The 14,395-nt window shown below is 72.8% G+C and carries 11 protein-coding genes; 9 read left to right on the top strand and 2 right to left on the bottom strand.

Annotation, left to right across the window (positions count from 1 at the left end):
- Positions 1-306: 306 nt before the first annotated feature.
- A complete protein-coding gene (locus tag BJ969_RS10575; protein WP_184478771.1) occupies positions 307-3,180 on the bottom strand; it encodes an AfsR/SARP family transcriptional regulator in 2,874 nt (957 codons plus the stop codon).
- Between the two features lie 164 nt (positions 3,181-3,344).
- Here BJ969_RS10575 and BJ969_RS10570 point away from each other — a divergent pair, with 164 nt between their 5' ends.
- Positions 3,345-3,716, top strand: a complete 372-nt coding sequence (locus BJ969_RS10570) for a TraR/DksA family transcriptional regulator (protein WP_184478770.1) — start codon at positions 3,345-3,347, stop codon at positions 3,714-3,716.
- Between the two features lie 38 nt (positions 3,717-3,754).
- Here BJ969_RS10570 and BJ969_RS10565 read toward each other — a convergent pair whose 3' ends face one another.
- Positions 3,755-4,729 (bottom strand): PaaX family transcriptional regulator, encoded by a 975-nt coding sequence (locus BJ969_RS10565; RefSeq protein ID WP_184478769.1) that lies wholly within the window; start codon positions 4,727-4,729, stop codon positions 3,755-3,757.
- 185 nt (positions 4,730-4,914) lie between these two features.
- Between BJ969_RS10565 and BJ969_RS10560 the strand changes: the two genes are divergently transcribed.
- From BJ969_RS10560 to BJ969_RS10525, 8 genes are all read left to right on the top strand, one after another.
- The gene (locus tag BJ969_RS10560; RefSeq protein WP_184478768.1) at positions 4,915-5,820 is read left to right on the top strand and encodes a transporter substrate-binding domain-containing protein; all 906 of its coding nucleotides are present in this window, start codon (positions 4,915-4,917) and stop codon (positions 5,818-5,820) included.
- A complete protein-coding gene (locus BJ969_RS10555; protein WP_184478767.1) occupies positions 5,817-6,698 on the top strand; it encodes an amino acid ABC transporter permease in 882 nt (293 codons plus the stop codon). Before BJ969_RS10560 ends, BJ969_RS10555 begins: the two co-directional genes overlap by 4 nt.
- A complete protein-coding gene (locus BJ969_RS10550) occupies positions 6,695-7,474 on the top strand; it encodes an amino acid ABC transporter ATP-binding protein (RefSeq protein WP_221315772.1) in 780 nt (259 codons plus the stop codon). Before BJ969_RS10555 ends, BJ969_RS10550 begins: the two co-directional genes overlap by 4 nt.
- The gene (locus BJ969_RS10545) at positions 7,471-8,619 is read left to right on the top strand and encodes a CapA family protein (RefSeq protein ID WP_184478766.1); all 1,149 of its coding nucleotides are present in this window, start codon (positions 7,471-7,473) and stop codon (positions 8,617-8,619) included. The genes BJ969_RS10550 and BJ969_RS10545 overlap by 4 nt, the downstream gene beginning before the upstream one ends.
- Positions 8,616-9,854 carry a CaiB/BaiF CoA transferase family protein gene (locus BJ969_RS10540; RefSeq protein ID WP_184478765.1) on the top strand — a complete coding sequence of 413 codons (1,239 nt, stop codon included), beginning with the start codon at positions 8,616-8,618 and terminating at the stop codon, positions 9,852-9,854. Before BJ969_RS10545 ends, BJ969_RS10540 begins: the two co-directional genes overlap by 4 nt.
- 223 nt (positions 9,855-10,077) lie before the next feature.
- A complete protein-coding gene (locus BJ969_RS10535) occupies positions 10,078-11,244 on the top strand; it encodes a 2-hydroxyacyl-CoA dehydratase family protein (protein WP_184478764.1) in 1,167 nt (388 codons plus the stop codon).
- Entirely contained in the window at positions 11,241-12,512 is a 1,272-nt protein-coding gene (locus tag BJ969_RS10530) for a 2-hydroxyacyl-CoA dehydratase family protein (protein WP_184478763.1), read from the top strand. The genes BJ969_RS10535 and BJ969_RS10530 overlap by 4 nt, the downstream gene beginning before the upstream one ends.
- A gap of 107 nt (positions 12,513-12,619) precedes the next feature.
- Positions 12,620-14,395 (top strand): CocE/NonD family hydrolase, encoded by a 1,776-nt coding sequence (locus tag BJ969_RS10525; RefSeq protein WP_184478762.1) that lies wholly within the window; start codon positions 12,620-12,622, stop codon positions 14,393-14,395.

The following is a 14,395-nucleotide window of genomic DNA, read 5'->3' as shown; positions in this document are numbered from 1 at the left end:
CCCGCGCCCGAGCTCGCGCCGCCCACGACGCACGCGCTCGTCCTCCGCCGCGAACCGCCCTTCTTCCATCTTGACGTTCCGAACGAGCGGCGTTGTTGACCGTTGTCCTGTCAGCGGCGAAGCCGCTGAGCAGTGACCAGCTTGAGCAGAACGACCACCGGCGGGTTCTCAGCGGCTTCCTCGCGAGGACAGCGATTTCGCCGTGCAGGGGTGCTACATCAGAAATCGATCCCGCAGCGAGGAAGCCGCTGAGGTTCCGCTACCCGACCCGCTACGCAGGCCGCAGATGGCAGTCTCGGACAACACTCACAAGAACACGTCGCGAAGGCCGGTGATCCGTTCGGTGGGGCCGGTCTCCGCTAGGGCGAGCGTGGAGCGGAAGTGCTCTTGGGCCTCGTCGTGGTGTCCTTCTCGCAGGCAGGTGTCGGCCAAGCGCTGGTGCATCTCCAACGCCACCGAGGTCGGACCGTCCGCGGGGAACGCCTGCAGCGCGCGGCGCTGCGAGTCGAGCGCGGCCGCCCGGTCTTCCAGCTCGTACTCGGCCGTGCCCAGCCGGGACAGGCTTGCCGCGTAGAGCACGAGATCGCCGAGCTCTTCGGCGGAGTCGACGGCTCGGCGCAGCGCGGACGCCGCCTCGGCGAAGCGGCCGACGACCAGGTGCACGCTGCCGGTGTAGCAGAGCGCTCGCGCCATCATCGCGGAGCTCCCGAGCTTCTCGCCCAGGGCGTGGATGCGCTCGAAGCGTTCGAGGGCCTCTTCGTGACGGTGGTCGACGTGCTGGAGGTAGCCGAGGTACGAGTCCGCGCGTTCGATCAGCCACTCGTCGCCCAGCTCGACGGCCGCTTCGAGCGCTTCGCTCAACGCGTCGACCGCTTCGTGCTTGGCCCCGGACAACCCGGCCACCACGCCCAAGGCGCCCAGGGCGCGGGACTCCTCCCAGCGGTCGCCGAGGTTCCTGGCGGTGTGCAGCGCATCCCGGTAGCAGTGGTGCGCCTGCTCGTGGCGTCCTTGGACGAGTTCGACGCAGCCGAGCCAGAAGCGCAGCGCCGCGATCATCCGCCGCTCGGTGGCGTCGGCGACGTGCTCCAGCGCGATCTCCACCGCGGCCCGGCACTCGTGGATCCGTCCCCGCCGCAGCAGGTAGTCGACGCCCGCCTCCGCGAGCAGGCACGCGTGGTCCACGTTGCCGGTGGCCACGGCGTGCGAGACCACGTCGGACAGATCACCTGCCGAGTTCAGCCATTCGACCGCGTCGCGCATCCCGCTGAACGGCGTCGGGCCGGTACCCGGCTCGTCTGGTCGTCCCGTGCGCTTCCAGTCGACGGCTCGGCGGGCGGCGGTCAGGTGGAGTTCGAGCAGCCTGCGGTCGGCGGCGGCGGTCTCGGCGGGGTGCTCCGCGGCGAGCCGCCGCGCGAACACGGCGACCAGGTCGTGCAGCCGGTACCGGCCGACGGCGGGTTGCTGCACCAGGTTCGCGTCCACCAGGTTCTCCAGCACCCGACCGGCGCGCGCGGGTGCGCAGTGCAGCATCGCCGCCATCGCGATGCGGTCCAGTTCGGCGGACGGCGCGCGGCTCAGCGCCCGGAACGCGCGCTGCTCGATGCCGGGAATCCGGTGGTAGGACAGGCGAAACGCCGCTTCCACGCTGCGGTCCCCCGCTGTCAGCTCGCCGAGCCGGGCGTCGCCGTCGGAGAGCCGCGAGACCAGGTCGTCCCAGGTCCACATCGGCCGGTGCTGCAGTCTCGCCCCCGCGATGCGCAGCGCCAGCGGCAACCACCCGCACAGCCGGGCGAGTTCGCGCGCCGCGGCGCGGTCCCGATCCGTGGACGGGGTGCCGACGATGCCGCCGAGCAGTCCTTGCGCGGCGTCCACGTCCAGCGGCCCCAACGAGATCCGGCACCGCACGTCCAACCCGGTCAGCCGTCCGCGGCTGGTCACCAGCACTCTGCTGCCGGGACCGGCGGGCAGCAGCGGACGCACTTGTTCGGAGCTCGACGCGTCGTCGAGGACCAGCAGCAGCCGCAGCGGCATCGTCGCCGATCGCCACCGCGCCGCGAGCTCGTCGACGTCGTCCGGGATCGCGCCGTCCTCGACGTCCACCGCGCGCAGCAGTCGTCGCAGCACCCGCTGCGGCGCCAACGCGTCGCGCACCTCGCTGTGGCCGTGCAGATCCACGAACAAGCAGCCGCCGGAGCATTCGGCGCGCAGCGCCCGCGCCGCCGTCACGGCGAGCGCGGACTTCCCGGAGCCCGCGACGCCGTCCACGGCGTCGACCGCCACCGCCCCGCCTTTCGCCGATGCGGTGAGCAGCGCCAGTTCTCGATCGCGGCCGACGAGGTCGCCGACGTCGGCCGGGAGCTCGTCGCGCGCGGCCCCGCGCCGGACGGTCGCGCGGGGCGTGAGGTCTTCGCCGAGCAGCACCGCCTGCTGCACGCGCCGGGTCTCCGCGCCGGGTTCGACGCCCAGTTCCTCCACCAGCCGGTGGCGCAGTTCGGCGTACACCGCGAGCGCGTCGGCCCGCCTGCCGCCGTCGTGCAGCGCGCGCATCAGCAGCGCGGCCAGGGTCTCGTTGTCCGGGTGCGCCGCGAGCAGCGCGGACAGCTCCTCGACGACCTCGGCGTGGCGGCCGAGCCGCAGCTCCCAGTCGGCCTTCTGCTGCGCGAGCGCGATCCGCCGCTCCGTCCAGCGCCGCCGCTGGCTCACCACGAACGGACCGGGAAGCCCGGTGAGCGGTTCGCCCGCGAACAGCGCGAGCGCGTCGCCGCACAGCTGCACCGCCGCCGCCAGATCACCCGTGCGATGCGCCGCGCGGGCTTGTCCCGCGAGGTCTTCCAGCAGCACCGAATCCACCCGCACCCGGTCGCCGTGGAACCGGTAGCCACCGCGGTCGCCGCTGATGACGGCGTCGACGCCGAGGCTCTTGCGCACCCGGTAGACGTAGCCCGGCACCACTTTGAGCCCGGTGCCCGGCGGTTCCTCGCCCCACACCGCGTCGAGCAGCTGCTGCCTGCTGACCGTCACGTCCGGCCGCAGCAGCAACCCGGCCAGGAACGCCTGCTGGCGGACCGGGCCGAGGTCCAGCGGCGTCGTGCCGCGCCAGGCTCGCAGCGGGCCGAGGACGGTGAAGCTCAGTCCGCGCTCGGCGGACACCGGTGGGCCGTTCACCTGAACCGGCGGCATGCGTTGAGCGTACGCAGTGGATCAGCGCGAGGTGGTGCTTTTCGCGATGCTCTCCCGAATTCCCCCGGAGGGCGGCGCGGACCGGCGCCCGGATCTCCACGCCGACCGGCACGCCCGAGGCTCTGACCGGGAATAGCGCGACGGCGCGGCGGTGTTGGCGGGTCATGGACGAGCCGACCACCGGCGGCCCCGAACCCGCTCGCGCGCGGGAACTGCTGGCCGCGGAGCGCGCCGGGGCGCTGGAGCGGATCGAGTCCCTGCGGCGGCAGCTGACGTCCGTCCGGGAGGTCTCGACCTGGACGGGCACCGACGACGAGCACGACCCGGAAGGCGCGACCATCGCCTACGAGCGCGCCCAGCTGCACGGACTGCTCACCGACGCCACCCGCGAACTGGAGGCGCTGGACCGGGCGGCGATCCGCGTGCGGGAGGGTTCCTACGGGCGCTGCGAGGGCTGCGGCGACGACATCGCGCCCGCCCGCCTGGAGGCCCTTCCGGCCGCGAGCACGTGCATCACCTGCGCCACCCGCCGCTGAACCGAGCCCGCGCAGGACGCCCGCCGGGCACGCCCGGCTCATTCCAGGGCGTTGAGCCGGCGGGCCGTCACGGCTCGTTCGAACGGGGTGTCGCCGCGGGCGCGGTGGTCGCCGAGGTCGGCGTGCAGCTTCGCGATCAGCTCGCTGTCGTGGTGCGAGGCGAGCTCGGCGAGCTCCGGGTCCGACTCCGCCAGGACCTGCCGGAACCGCAGTTCCGCCAGCGGTCCGAGCCGGTCGTAGATCTCCAGGAACAGCCGCTGCGCGTCGGCCCGCCGCCACTCGTCGGGGAGCATCTCGGCGGGTAGGTCGGGGTCCCGCTCCGGGAAGCCCCGCCAGTCCACGCGCAGTTCGGTCCGCCGGCGCAGCGCTTCGGCGGGTTCGATCCGCCCTTCGGACAGCCTCGCCCGCAGCGGTTCGTAGCGGTGCAGGAAGTCCCGGTACTCCTGCGCCAGCGGTGCCAGGTCGAACGCGGCGGACGGGCCGCCCGCGGCCAGGCCGGGCACCTCGGTGGCGCGCAGGACGGTCGCGCGTTCGATGCCGAGTTCGCCGACGAGCTCACCCGCGGCGCCCGCCAGGTCGCGCGGGGTGACCCACAGCCCGTCGTAGAGCGCCGCGAACCCGAGCAGGCGCAGCCGGGAGCGCAGCGCGGTGCGCACGTCGCGGGCCTGCTCGGGCACCGAGAAGGCGACGATCGTCCACATCCCGTCCCACTCCGGGGCCTCGCCGCCGAAGGTCAGCATCCGGTAGGTGCGGTCGACGATGACGTCGCTGGTGCGCGGCGGGATGCCGTAGGCGGTGGTGCGGCCGACCCGCGAGGTGGTCAGCAGTCCTTTCGCGGCGAGCCTGCGCATCGTCGCCCTGGCGTTGTCCACTCCGACGCCGAATTCCGCGAGCAACCGGATCAGCGCGGCGGACGGGATGTGCTCGTCGCGCCAGTACCAGTGGTCCCCCAGCAATGAGGTCAGCAGGAGCTGCGGTTCGGTGCGCGCCCTCAGCTCGGCGACATCCGGCATCGCCCCTCCTCCCTACGGGCCGCAGCCTACGTGCCGGTGCCCGCGGGCGATCCGCTCGGCGCACGAGAACCTTGCTATTGGAGACACCTCATGCGACGCTCGTCACCTAGATCGTCGCCAATGATCGGTTCCCCGGCCGCGATCACCACGCCTGGCACAGACCCAACGCAGGGAGAACGACCGCCATGCGCCCTTCCTCCGGCTTACCCCGCTCGACGCTGGTCGTCCTCGCCGCCGCAGCCCTCGCGCTGACCGGCTGCGGATCCGGCGGCGCCGAGACCATCCAGCCCGCGCCTCCCGGTTCGAACGCCGCGCTCTACGACGCGCTGCCCGAATCGGTCCGGGAAGCAGGCGTGATCCGCTTCGCGGGCGACTCGCACCCGCCCTACCGGACGGTGGGGCCCGACGGCTCGATCACCGGCATCGACAAGGACTTCCAGGACGCGCTGAGCCGGATCCTCGGCGTGCGCACCGAAACGATCATCGTCGACAGCCTGCCCGCGGCCCTGCAAGGAATGCTGTCGGACCGCTACGACGTCTTCAACGGGCCGGTGAAGGTGACCGCCGCGCGCCAGAAGCAGTTCGACACCGTCACCTGGATGACCGCCCGCACCTCCTACGCGGTCCCCGTGAACACCGCGGAGCCGATCACCACGGCCGATGCGCTGTGCGGCAAGAGCGTCGCGGTCGTCACCGCCAGCATCGTCGAGGACCAGCTCGACCAGCTCTCCGCGCACTGCGAGCGCACCGGGCGCGCCCCCGTCGCGTCCATCGCACTCGCCGACACCAACGCCACGCTGCTCGCCGCCCGCTCCGGACGCGCCGCAGCCGCCGGGATGACCCAGGCCGCCGCCATCGACCTCGTAGCCAAGGACGACACCTACGACTACGTCGTGCAGACCGAGCAGCAAGGCGCCACCGCCGACAAGCTCGCCCTCTACACCGCCGAGTTCAGCAGGCTCGGACCCGTGCTCGACGAAGCGTTCCAGCAGCTGTTCGCCGACGGCACCTACCAGCGGATCATGCACGAGTGGGGGCTCGACGACGCCACCGTGCCCGCGCCCGAGTACAACGCCGGGAAGCCCGCATGAGCGCCCCCACCGCCGCCGCGGACCGCCACGACGTCGCCACCGCGCACGGCCGGATCCGGCCCTGGCGCTGGGTGGCGGGAGCGGTGCTGGCGCTGCTCGCCGCGCGCCTGGTCGCCTTCCTGATCACCAACGAGCGCTTCCAGTGGGACGTCGTCGCCGCGCACCTGTTCGCGCCCTCGGTGCTGGCCGGGCTCGGCACCACCGTGCTGCTGGCGGTGCTGGCGATGGCCATCGGCCTGGTGCTCGGGGCGGTGCTGGCGGCCGCGCAGCTGTCCGACTTCGGCCCGTTCCGGTGGGCCGCGACGCTCTACGTCGGGCTCTTCCGGGGCATTCCGCCGCTGGTGCAGCTGATCTTCTGGTTCAACCTGGCGTACCTGCTGCCGGAGATGAGCATCGGCGTGCCGTTCGGACCCGAGCTGCTGAGCTGGGACACCAACGAGCTCATCACCCCGCTGACCGCGGGCGTCATCGGGCTGTCGCTGGTCGAGTCCGCCTACCTCGCCGAGATCATCCGCGCCGGGGTGCTGGGCATCGACCAGGGCCAGCGCGAAGCGGCCTGCGCGATGGGCTTCACGCCCGGCCAGACGTTCTTCCGGATCGTGCTCCCGCAAGCTCTGCGGGTGATCATCCCGCCGAGCGGCAGCCAGTTCATCAGCGTCCTCAAGGGAACGGCGCTGGTCTCGGTGATCGCGATGAACGACCTGCTGCACGCCGTGCAGGTCATCTACAACCAGACCTACGAGATCGTGCCGATGCTGCTGGTCGCCTGCTTCTGGTACCTCGCCGTCGTCACGCTGCTCACCATCGGCCAGCGCCGCCTCGAACGGCGCGTCGCCCGCGGGCACCTCCGCGAAGTCCACGAAGGAGGGTCCGCATGAGCCCCGTGCTGCGGATGCGCGGCGTCACCAAGAGGTTCGGCTCGCACGCCGCGCTCGACGGGATCGACCTCGACGTGGCCGAAGGCGAAGTCGTGGTGGTCATCGGCCCGTCCGGCTCCGGCAAGTCGACGCTGGTGCGCTGCGCCCACCAGCTGGAGTCGATCGACGGCGGCGCGATGTACCTCGACGGCGAACTGCTCGGCCACGAGGAGCACCGCGGCGGGCTGCGGGCGCTGAGCCCGGCCGGTGCCGCCGCGCAGCGCCGCAAGGTGGGCATGGTCTTCCAGCAGTTCAACCTGTTCCCGCACTTCAGCGTGCTGCGCAACGTCACCGAAGCACCCCGCCGGGTGCACGGCCGCGACCGCGCCGACGCCGAACGGGACGCCACCGCGCTGCTGGAGCGGGTCGGGCTCGGCGAAAAGCTGCACGACTACCCGCGGCGGCTCTCCGGCGGCCAGCAGCAGCGGGTGGCGATCGCGCGGGCGCTGGCCACCCGGCCGCGGATCATGCTGTTCGACGAACCGACCAGCGCGCTCGACCCCGAACTCGTCGACGAGGTGCTGGGCGTGCTGCGCGGGCTCGCGGGCGACGGCCTGACGATGGTCGTGGTCACCCACGAGATGAACTTCGCCCGCGAGATCGCCGACCGCTGCGTGTTCATGGAAGCGGGCCGGATCGTCGAATCCGGGCCGCCCGCCGACATGTTCGGCGCGCCCAAGAGCCCACGGCTGCGGGCCTTCCTGTCCCGCCACCACTCCCAGGAGGTGCGTTCGTGATCACCATCGCCGCGGTCGGCGACCTCATCCTCGACGAACCCGACCCCGCCTCGTTCCTCGCGCCGTCGGCACCGCTGCTGCGCGACGCCGACGTCACCATCGGCCAGGTCGAGGTGCCGCACTCCACGAGCACCGTGCAGGTCAGCACCGACGTGCCCGCGCCACCGGCCGATCCCGCCGCGCTCGGCGCGCTCGCCGACGCCGGGTTCGACGTGGTCACGCTGGCGGGCAACCACATCTTCGACGCCGGTGAGGCCGGGGTGATCGACACCGCCGCCCACGCGCGGGCCGCCGGGCTCGTGCCGACGGGAGCGGGCGCCGACCTCGCCGAGGCCCGCGCCCCGGCCGTCGTGGAACGCGGCGGGCTGCGGATCGGCGTGCTGTCCTACAACTGCGTCGGCCCGCGCGAATCCTGGGCCACCTCGCGGAAAGCGGGCTGCGCCTACCTGCACGTGCTCACCCACTACGAGCTCGACCACGCCAGCCCCGGCGGGCCGCCACGCGTCTACACCTTCGCCGACCCCGACGGCCTGGAAGCCATGGCCGAAGACGTCGCGCGGCTGCGCGCCGAAGCGGACGTGGTGCTGGTCGGGTTGCACAAGGGCGTCGGGCACACCCCGGCCGCCGTGGCCATGTACGAAGGGCCGGTGGCGCGGGCCGCGATCGACGCCGGCGCGGACGCCGTGTTCGGCCACCACGCGCACATCATGCGCGGCGTCGAAGTGCATCGCGGCAAGCCCATCTTCCACGGGCTCGGCAACTTCGTCACCGTCACCCGCGCGCTCACCCCGACCGGCGGGGACAACGCCGAACGCGCCGCGTGGGCCGCGAAGCGCACCGCGCTCTACGGCTTCGCTCCCGACCCGGACATGCCGTACTACCCGTTCCACCCGGAGAGCCGGAACACCGTCGTGGCCACCTGCCGCTTCGACCGCGACGGGCTCGTCGAGGCGGGCCTGGTGCCGTGCCGGATCGACGACGCCGGGCGGCCGGTACCGCTCGCGGCCGACTCCCCCGACGGGCGCGGCGTCCTCGACTACGTCGAGCGGATCACCGCCGCGGCACGGCTCAACGGCACGTTCACCCGCCGCGACGACGACGTCGTCATCACCGCGACCCGCCGCACCGCAGAGAGGACCTCATGACCGACCAGCCGCTCGCCGGGCGCACCGTCATCGACCTGACCACCGCGCTCGCCGGCCCCTACGCGACGCTGCTGCTCGCCGGGCTCGGCGCGACCGTGATCAAGGTGGAGAACCCCGCCACCGGCGGGGACACCTCGCGCAACAACTCCCCGTACGTCGGCAAGGACGGGCTCGCGATGTCGCGCAGGCACGACGACGACATGTCGGTGTCGATGCTGGTGCGCGGGCGGGGGAAGCTCAGCGTCACGCTCAACCTCAAGGATCCGCGGGCGAAATCGGTGTTCACCGACCTCGTGCGCGACGCCGACGTGCTCGTGGAGAACTACTCGCCCGGCGTCACCGGCAGGCTGGGCATCGACTACGACTCGGTGCGGGAGATCAACCCGCGGCTGATCTACACCTCGATCAGCGGGTTCGGCGCGCAAGGCGGCCCCGGCTCCGGCAAGGCCATGGACTCGATCATCCAGGCGCTGTCCGGGGTGATGATGACCGCCGGTGAACCCGACGGCGACCCGGTGCGCTTCGGGCTGCCGATCGGGGACATGCTGGCGCCGATGTTCGCCGTGATCGGCACCGTCTCGGCGCTGCTGCAGGCCGAGACGACCGGGCAGGGCCAGCACGTGGACGTGTCGATGCTCGGCGCGCTGACCTCGCTGGTCGCCTGCGAGCCGTTCGACGCCTTCGAAGCCGTGGGGATGCCGCAGCGCACCGGGTCGATGGTGCCGCGGCTCGCGCCGTTCGGGATCCTGCCGGTCGCCGACGGGCACATCGCGTTGTGCGCGCCGACCGACGCGTTCGCCCACGGGGTGCTGCGCGCGATGGGCCGCGCGGACCTCGTGGCCGAAGCGGACTTCCGCACCCGCGACCAACGGGTGCGGCGGGCCGACGAGCTGCACGACCTCATCCGCGACTGGTGCCGGGACCTGCCGAAGGCGGAGGTGATCGAGCGCCTCTCCGCCGAGGGCGTGCCCGCCGCCGAGGTCCGCGATCCGAAGGACGCCGTGCGCGACCCGCTGGTGCGGCGACGCCGCGAGGTCGTGCCGATCACCCACCCCCGCCACGACACCGGTGCGGACCTGTCGGCGACCGGGCTGCCGATCACCTTCTCCGGCGCCTCGGTCGGACTCGACTCACCCGCTCCCGCCCTCGGCGAGCACAACGACCACGTCTACCGCGACCTCCTCGGCTACACCGACGAAGAACTCACCGCCCTCACGGCGGATTCCGTCATCTGACCCTTGTTCACACCTGCTTCGGCTTCCCGCGATTTCGCGAGAAATCGCACCACCCGAACGAGGTGACACCCCCGAATCCCCCTTCGCTCCCCCGTTCCGACGAGGGAGAACGTTCGTCCACCCCGAACGTCCGACACGCCGGGGGCATTCAATTCCCCGCGAAATCGCGGAAGCCCACAGGGGATTCGGGTGAGACCCACGCACCATCGATGGGAGGACTCCCATGTCCGCCGCTCTCGCCGCGCTTCTCGACCACGCCGCCGCGCCCCCCGGAGGCGCCGCGCCCCGGCACCCGGCGGCCGAGGACGCGCCCGGCGTTCTCCCCGCTCGCACCGACGCCGCCGCGCCGGTGGCGGGGTACGTCGGGGCCGACGTTCCGGTGGAGCTGCTGACGGCCGCCTGGATGCTTCCGGTGCGGCTGGCGGGATCGCCCGCCGAGGACGCCGAGCTCGGCCGCGGCTACCTCGGCGGCGGGCTCGACCCCGTCGCGTGCTCGGTGCTCACCCGGCTGCTCGACGGCGCTTACGGTCGGCTGGACGCGCTCGTCGTCTCGCGGGACTGCGAGGCCTCGCTGCGGCTGTTCTACGTGCTCCGCGAGCTGCGGCGGGTCGAACCCGAGGTGCCGATCCCGCCGCTGCAGCTGGTGGACGTGCTGCACCTCCCGCACCGGACCACCACCCGCTACGTGCTGGCGAAGGTCCGGGAATTCCGCGCGTGGCTGGGAGAACTGACGGGCGACCCGATCTCCGACGACGCGTTCGCCGCCGCCGTCGCCGCGCACGACCGGGTGCGCGGTCTGCTGCGCCGGGTCGGTGATCTTCGCGGACCGGGGCAGCGCAGGCTCACCGGCACCGAGGCGCTGGGCGTGGTGCGGGCCGCGAACTCGCTCCCGGTGGATCGGGCGGAAAACCTGCTGCGCGACCTGCTGGCCGAACTGCGGACGCGGGAACCCCGCACCGGACATCCGATCCACCTCACCGGCAGCAGCCACGACTCCCCCGAGGTCTACGAGGCGCTGGAAGGAGCGGGTCTGCTCGTGGTCGGCGAGGACCACGACCGCGGCGACCTGCTGTCCGCGCACGACGTCGGCGCCCCCACCGAACTCGCCGTCGCCGAGCGCTACCAGTTCGCGGGTCCGGCCGCGCCGCGCGCGTCGATCCGCGACCGCGCCGCGCACACCCGCGCGGCCGTGCGCGACCGCGGCGCCGAAGGTCTGCTGAGCTACGTGCGCCGGTACGACGACGCCCCGCCGTGGGACTTCCCCGCGCAGCGCGCGGCGGTGGACGTGCCGTCGGCGATCGTGGAACGCCAGCCGTACGGGGAGATCGACCCGCGCGAGCTGGATCGCGCCCTCGCCGAACTCCGCGCCCCGGCGGAGGTGACCCGATGAGCGCACCGGCCAGGAAGGACCGGCTGCCCAGCGCCGCCGCGGCCACGGCCCACCAGCGCGAGTGGTTCGCCGAGCTGCACCGCGAGGTCGCGGCGGGCTCCCCGCTGGCCCTGGTCAACGCGGACGCCCCGCAGGAGGTCTTCCGCGCCATGGGCATCCCGTACGTCGTCAACCAGTGGTGGGCGTCCATCGTCGCCGCCAAGCGCCGCACCCCCGAGCACCTCGCGCGGCTGCGCGACCGCGGCTACCCCGACTACACCGAGCAGTACAGCTCCACGTCGCTGGGCAGCGCGTTCGACCCCGATCCGGGTTCGGCGCCGTGGGGTGGGCTGCCGATGCCGTCGATCGTGCTCGCCGAGACCACCGGCGACGCCTCCCGGAAGATCTTCGACGTGTGGGGCGAGCAGCCCGGCGTCACCTTCTACCCGTTGGAGAGCGCCGCCGCCGACTCGGTGCCGGAACGCTGGTGGGAGCTGATGCCGCACCGCTGGGAGGAGGCGATCGGGCGGGACCGCATCGACCTCATGACCGGTGAGCTCGAAGGCCTCATCCGCTTCCTGGAGACCACGACGGGCCGCCGCTTCTCGCAGCAGCGCTTCACGGAGGTGATGGCGCTGGTCAACGAGCAGGAGGAGTGGAACCGCCGCTCCCGCGACCTGATCGCCACCGCCCGTCCGTGCCCGATCGCGGTCACCGACGGCATCCCCGCCGTGATGATCCCGCAGTGGCACCGCGGCACCACGTGGGCGCGGGACGCGGCGAAGCGGCTGCACGACGACGTCGCCGAGCGCGTCGGCGCGGGTGCGGCGGTGTGCGAGGGCGAACGCGCCCGGCTGATGTGGATCGGGCGCGGGTTGTGGTTCGACCTGGACTTCTACCGCCGCTTCCAGGAGCGCTACGGCGCGGTGTTCGTGTGGTCGATGTACCTGGCGATCGCCGCCGACGGCTACGTCCGCTACGGCGACGATCCGCTGCGCGCCCTGGCCGCCCGGTTCGCCGCGTTCTCCGACCAGCTCTACACCCCGCCGTGGTCGGCGGAGTGGTACGTCAAGGAAGCGCTGGCGCACGGCGTGCACGGGGTGGTGCACCTGGTCTCCGACGACGCGCGCGGCAGCTGGGCCACGACTCGCGCGTTGCGCGCGGCCGGTGTTGCGGTGCTCGAACTGCACGCCGACAACGTCGACGCCCGCCGCTCCGATCCGGCGTTCCTGGACACGGCGGTCGGCTCGTGGCTCGAAACCGACGTCCTGCCCGGCACGACGTCCTGAGACTGCGGAAATCGGCCCCTGGAAAGGGTTCCCGGGTGAGCGCACACCCGAATCCGTTACGGCGCAACACCAATCCCCTGCACCAACGATCGCTGCACGGAGGACCCATGCCCAGATCTCCCTCGTCCGGCCGCCGACGGGCCGCGCTGCTCGGCGGGGCGCTCGCCCTCGTCGGCTCGGCGGTCCTGCTGCTGGTCACCGTCCCCGGCGACGCCGACCGGAACGCGGCGTCGACCTTCGGCACCTACCGGCCGGAGCCGACGTTCACCGACCGCGTCACGGAGTCCTTCTACCTGCCGATGCGCGACGGAACCCGGTTGGCGATCCGCCTCGACCGACCCGCCGTGCACGGGTCCGCGGCCCCGGGCGAGTTCCCGGTGCTGTGGCAGCACAGCCTGTCCATCGACCGGAAACCGGAGGACGGCGCGGGACCGAAGACGGGCGGCATCCAGACGATTCCCGAGCTCACCGACCACGGCTACGTCGTCGCGCAGGTGGCGCGGCGCGGCAACGGCCAGTCGTTCGGCGCCCGCCGCGGCTACAACGACCGCATCGAGGCCGCCGACGCCTACGAGGTCACCGAGTGGCTCGCCGCGCAGAGCTGGTCCAGCGGGGACGTCGGCATCTACGGCTGCTCCAACACCGGCGACGCCGCGATGCACGCGCTCACCGTCCGCCCGCCGCACCTCAAGGCGGTGCTGGCGGGGTGCTTCTCCTGGGACAAGTACGACGCGTGGCGGCCCGGCGGCATCTCCGCCCAGTGGGGTTTCGGCCCGTCCCGCACCGTGGAGCAGGACCTCGCGAACCGGCCCGTCGACGGCGACGAGGGCAAGGTCCTGCTGCGGCAGGCGGCGATCGAGCACCAGGAGTCCACGCCGCTGGCGCAGATGTGGCGCGGCATGCCGCACCGGGACGACTTCTCCCCGCTGGTGGGGTCGCGGTTCTGGTCGGAGGGCAGCGCCGGTTCGTACGCCGATCAGATCCGCTCTTCCGGCGTCCCGGTCTACGTGGTCGGCGGCTGGCACGACGAGCTGCGCGGACAGGGCATCGCGACGGTGCTCAACGTGCCCGGTTCGCGGCTGCTGATCGGGCCGTGGAAGCACTGCGAGAACGCCGGTTTCGGCCTCGTCGAGGAGGCGCACCGGTTCTTCGACCAGCACCTCAAGGACCTCGACACCGGCATCGAGCGGGAACCGCGCATCCACTACGCCACCCCCCGCTCGGACGCGGCCGACGCGACCGGCCTGGAGTGGAAGACCGCCGAGACCTGGCCGCCTTCCGGCACCGCGCCGAAACCCACCGCGCTGGGCGGCGACGGCGTGCTCGGCTCGAACGCCCCCGGTTCCCGCACCATCGCGGTGAATCCGTCCCTCGAATGCCCCGAGGACCCGGGCAGCGGCTCCACGATCCAGCCCTGCCACATCCCCGGCAGCGGCACGAGCTGGACCGGCCCGGTGCTGGACCGCGACGTCGAGCTCACCGGCACCCCCGTGGCGGACCTGACGGTGCGGGTGAACCGCTCCGACGCGGACGTGTTCGCGTACCTGGAGGACGTCGCCCCGGACGGTTCCACGACGGTCATCACCGAGGGCCGCCAGCAGGTGTCGCTGCGCGCCGAGCACCGCGCGCCGTACGCGCTGCCCGCCGGCGTGCCGTGGCACCGCGCGTACGCCGCCGACGCCGATCCCGTCGCGCCGGGCGAATCGGCCCGGCTGCACTTCGCGATGCTGCCGACCTCCTACCAGGTGCGGGCAGGGCACCGCGTCCAGATCACCGTCACCGGCTACGACCCGCGCGAGACCGGAGTGCTCCCCGACGCCGCCGGTTCCCGCATCGACGTGCTCGGAGGGTCCATTGTGGACTTACCCGAGCGCGGAGCCTGA

The sequence above is a fragment of the Saccharopolyspora gloriosae genome (assembly GCF_014203325.1).
GTDB classification, from domain to species: Bacteria; Actinomycetota; Actinomycetes; order Mycobacteriales; family Pseudonocardiaceae; genus Saccharopolyspora_C; species Saccharopolyspora_C gloriosae.
The sequence above is the reverse complement of the archived record's forward strand: the minus strand, read 5'-3'. Positions and strand labels throughout refer to the sequence as shown.

Bases quoted from the DNA above. Each gene is read 5' to 3' on its own strand.
- BJ969_RS10575 (WP_184478771.1), bottom strand. From the start codon at position 3,180: ATGCCGCCGGTTCAGGTGAACGGCCCACCGGTGTCCGCCGAGCGCGGA.
- BJ969_RS10570 (WP_184478770.1), top strand. From the start codon at position 3,345: ATGGACGAGCCGACCACCGGCGGCCCCGAACCCGCTCGCGCGCGGGAA.
- BJ969_RS10565 (WP_184478769.1), bottom strand. From the start codon at position 4,729: ATGCCGGATGTCGCCGAGCTGAGGGCGCGCACCGAACCGCAGCTCCTG.
- BJ969_RS10560 (WP_184478768.1), top strand. From the start codon at position 4,915: ATGCGCCCTTCCTCCGGCTTACCCCGCTCGACGCTGGTCGTCCTCGCC.
- BJ969_RS10555 (WP_184478767.1), top strand. From the start codon at position 5,817: ATGAGCGCCCCCACCGCCGCCGCGGACCGCCACGACGTCGCCACCGCG.
- BJ969_RS10550 (WP_221315772.1), top strand. From the start codon at position 6,695: ATGAGCCCCGTGCTGCGGATGCGCGGCGTCACCAAGAGGTTCGGCTCG.
- BJ969_RS10540 (WP_184478765.1), top strand. From the start codon at position 8,616: ATGACCGACCAGCCGCTCGCCGGGCGCACCGTCATCGACCTGACCACC.
- BJ969_RS10535 (WP_184478764.1), top strand. From the start codon at position 10,078: ATGTCCGCCGCTCTCGCCGCGCTTCTCGACCACGCCGCCGCGCCCCCC.
- BJ969_RS10530 (WP_184478763.1), top strand. From the start codon at position 11,241: ATGAGCGCACCGGCCAGGAAGGACCGGCTGCCCAGCGCCGCCGCGGCC.
- BJ969_RS10525 (WP_184478762.1), top strand. From the start codon at position 12,620: ATGCCCAGATCTCCCTCGTCCGGCCGCCGACGGGCCGCGCTGCTCGGC.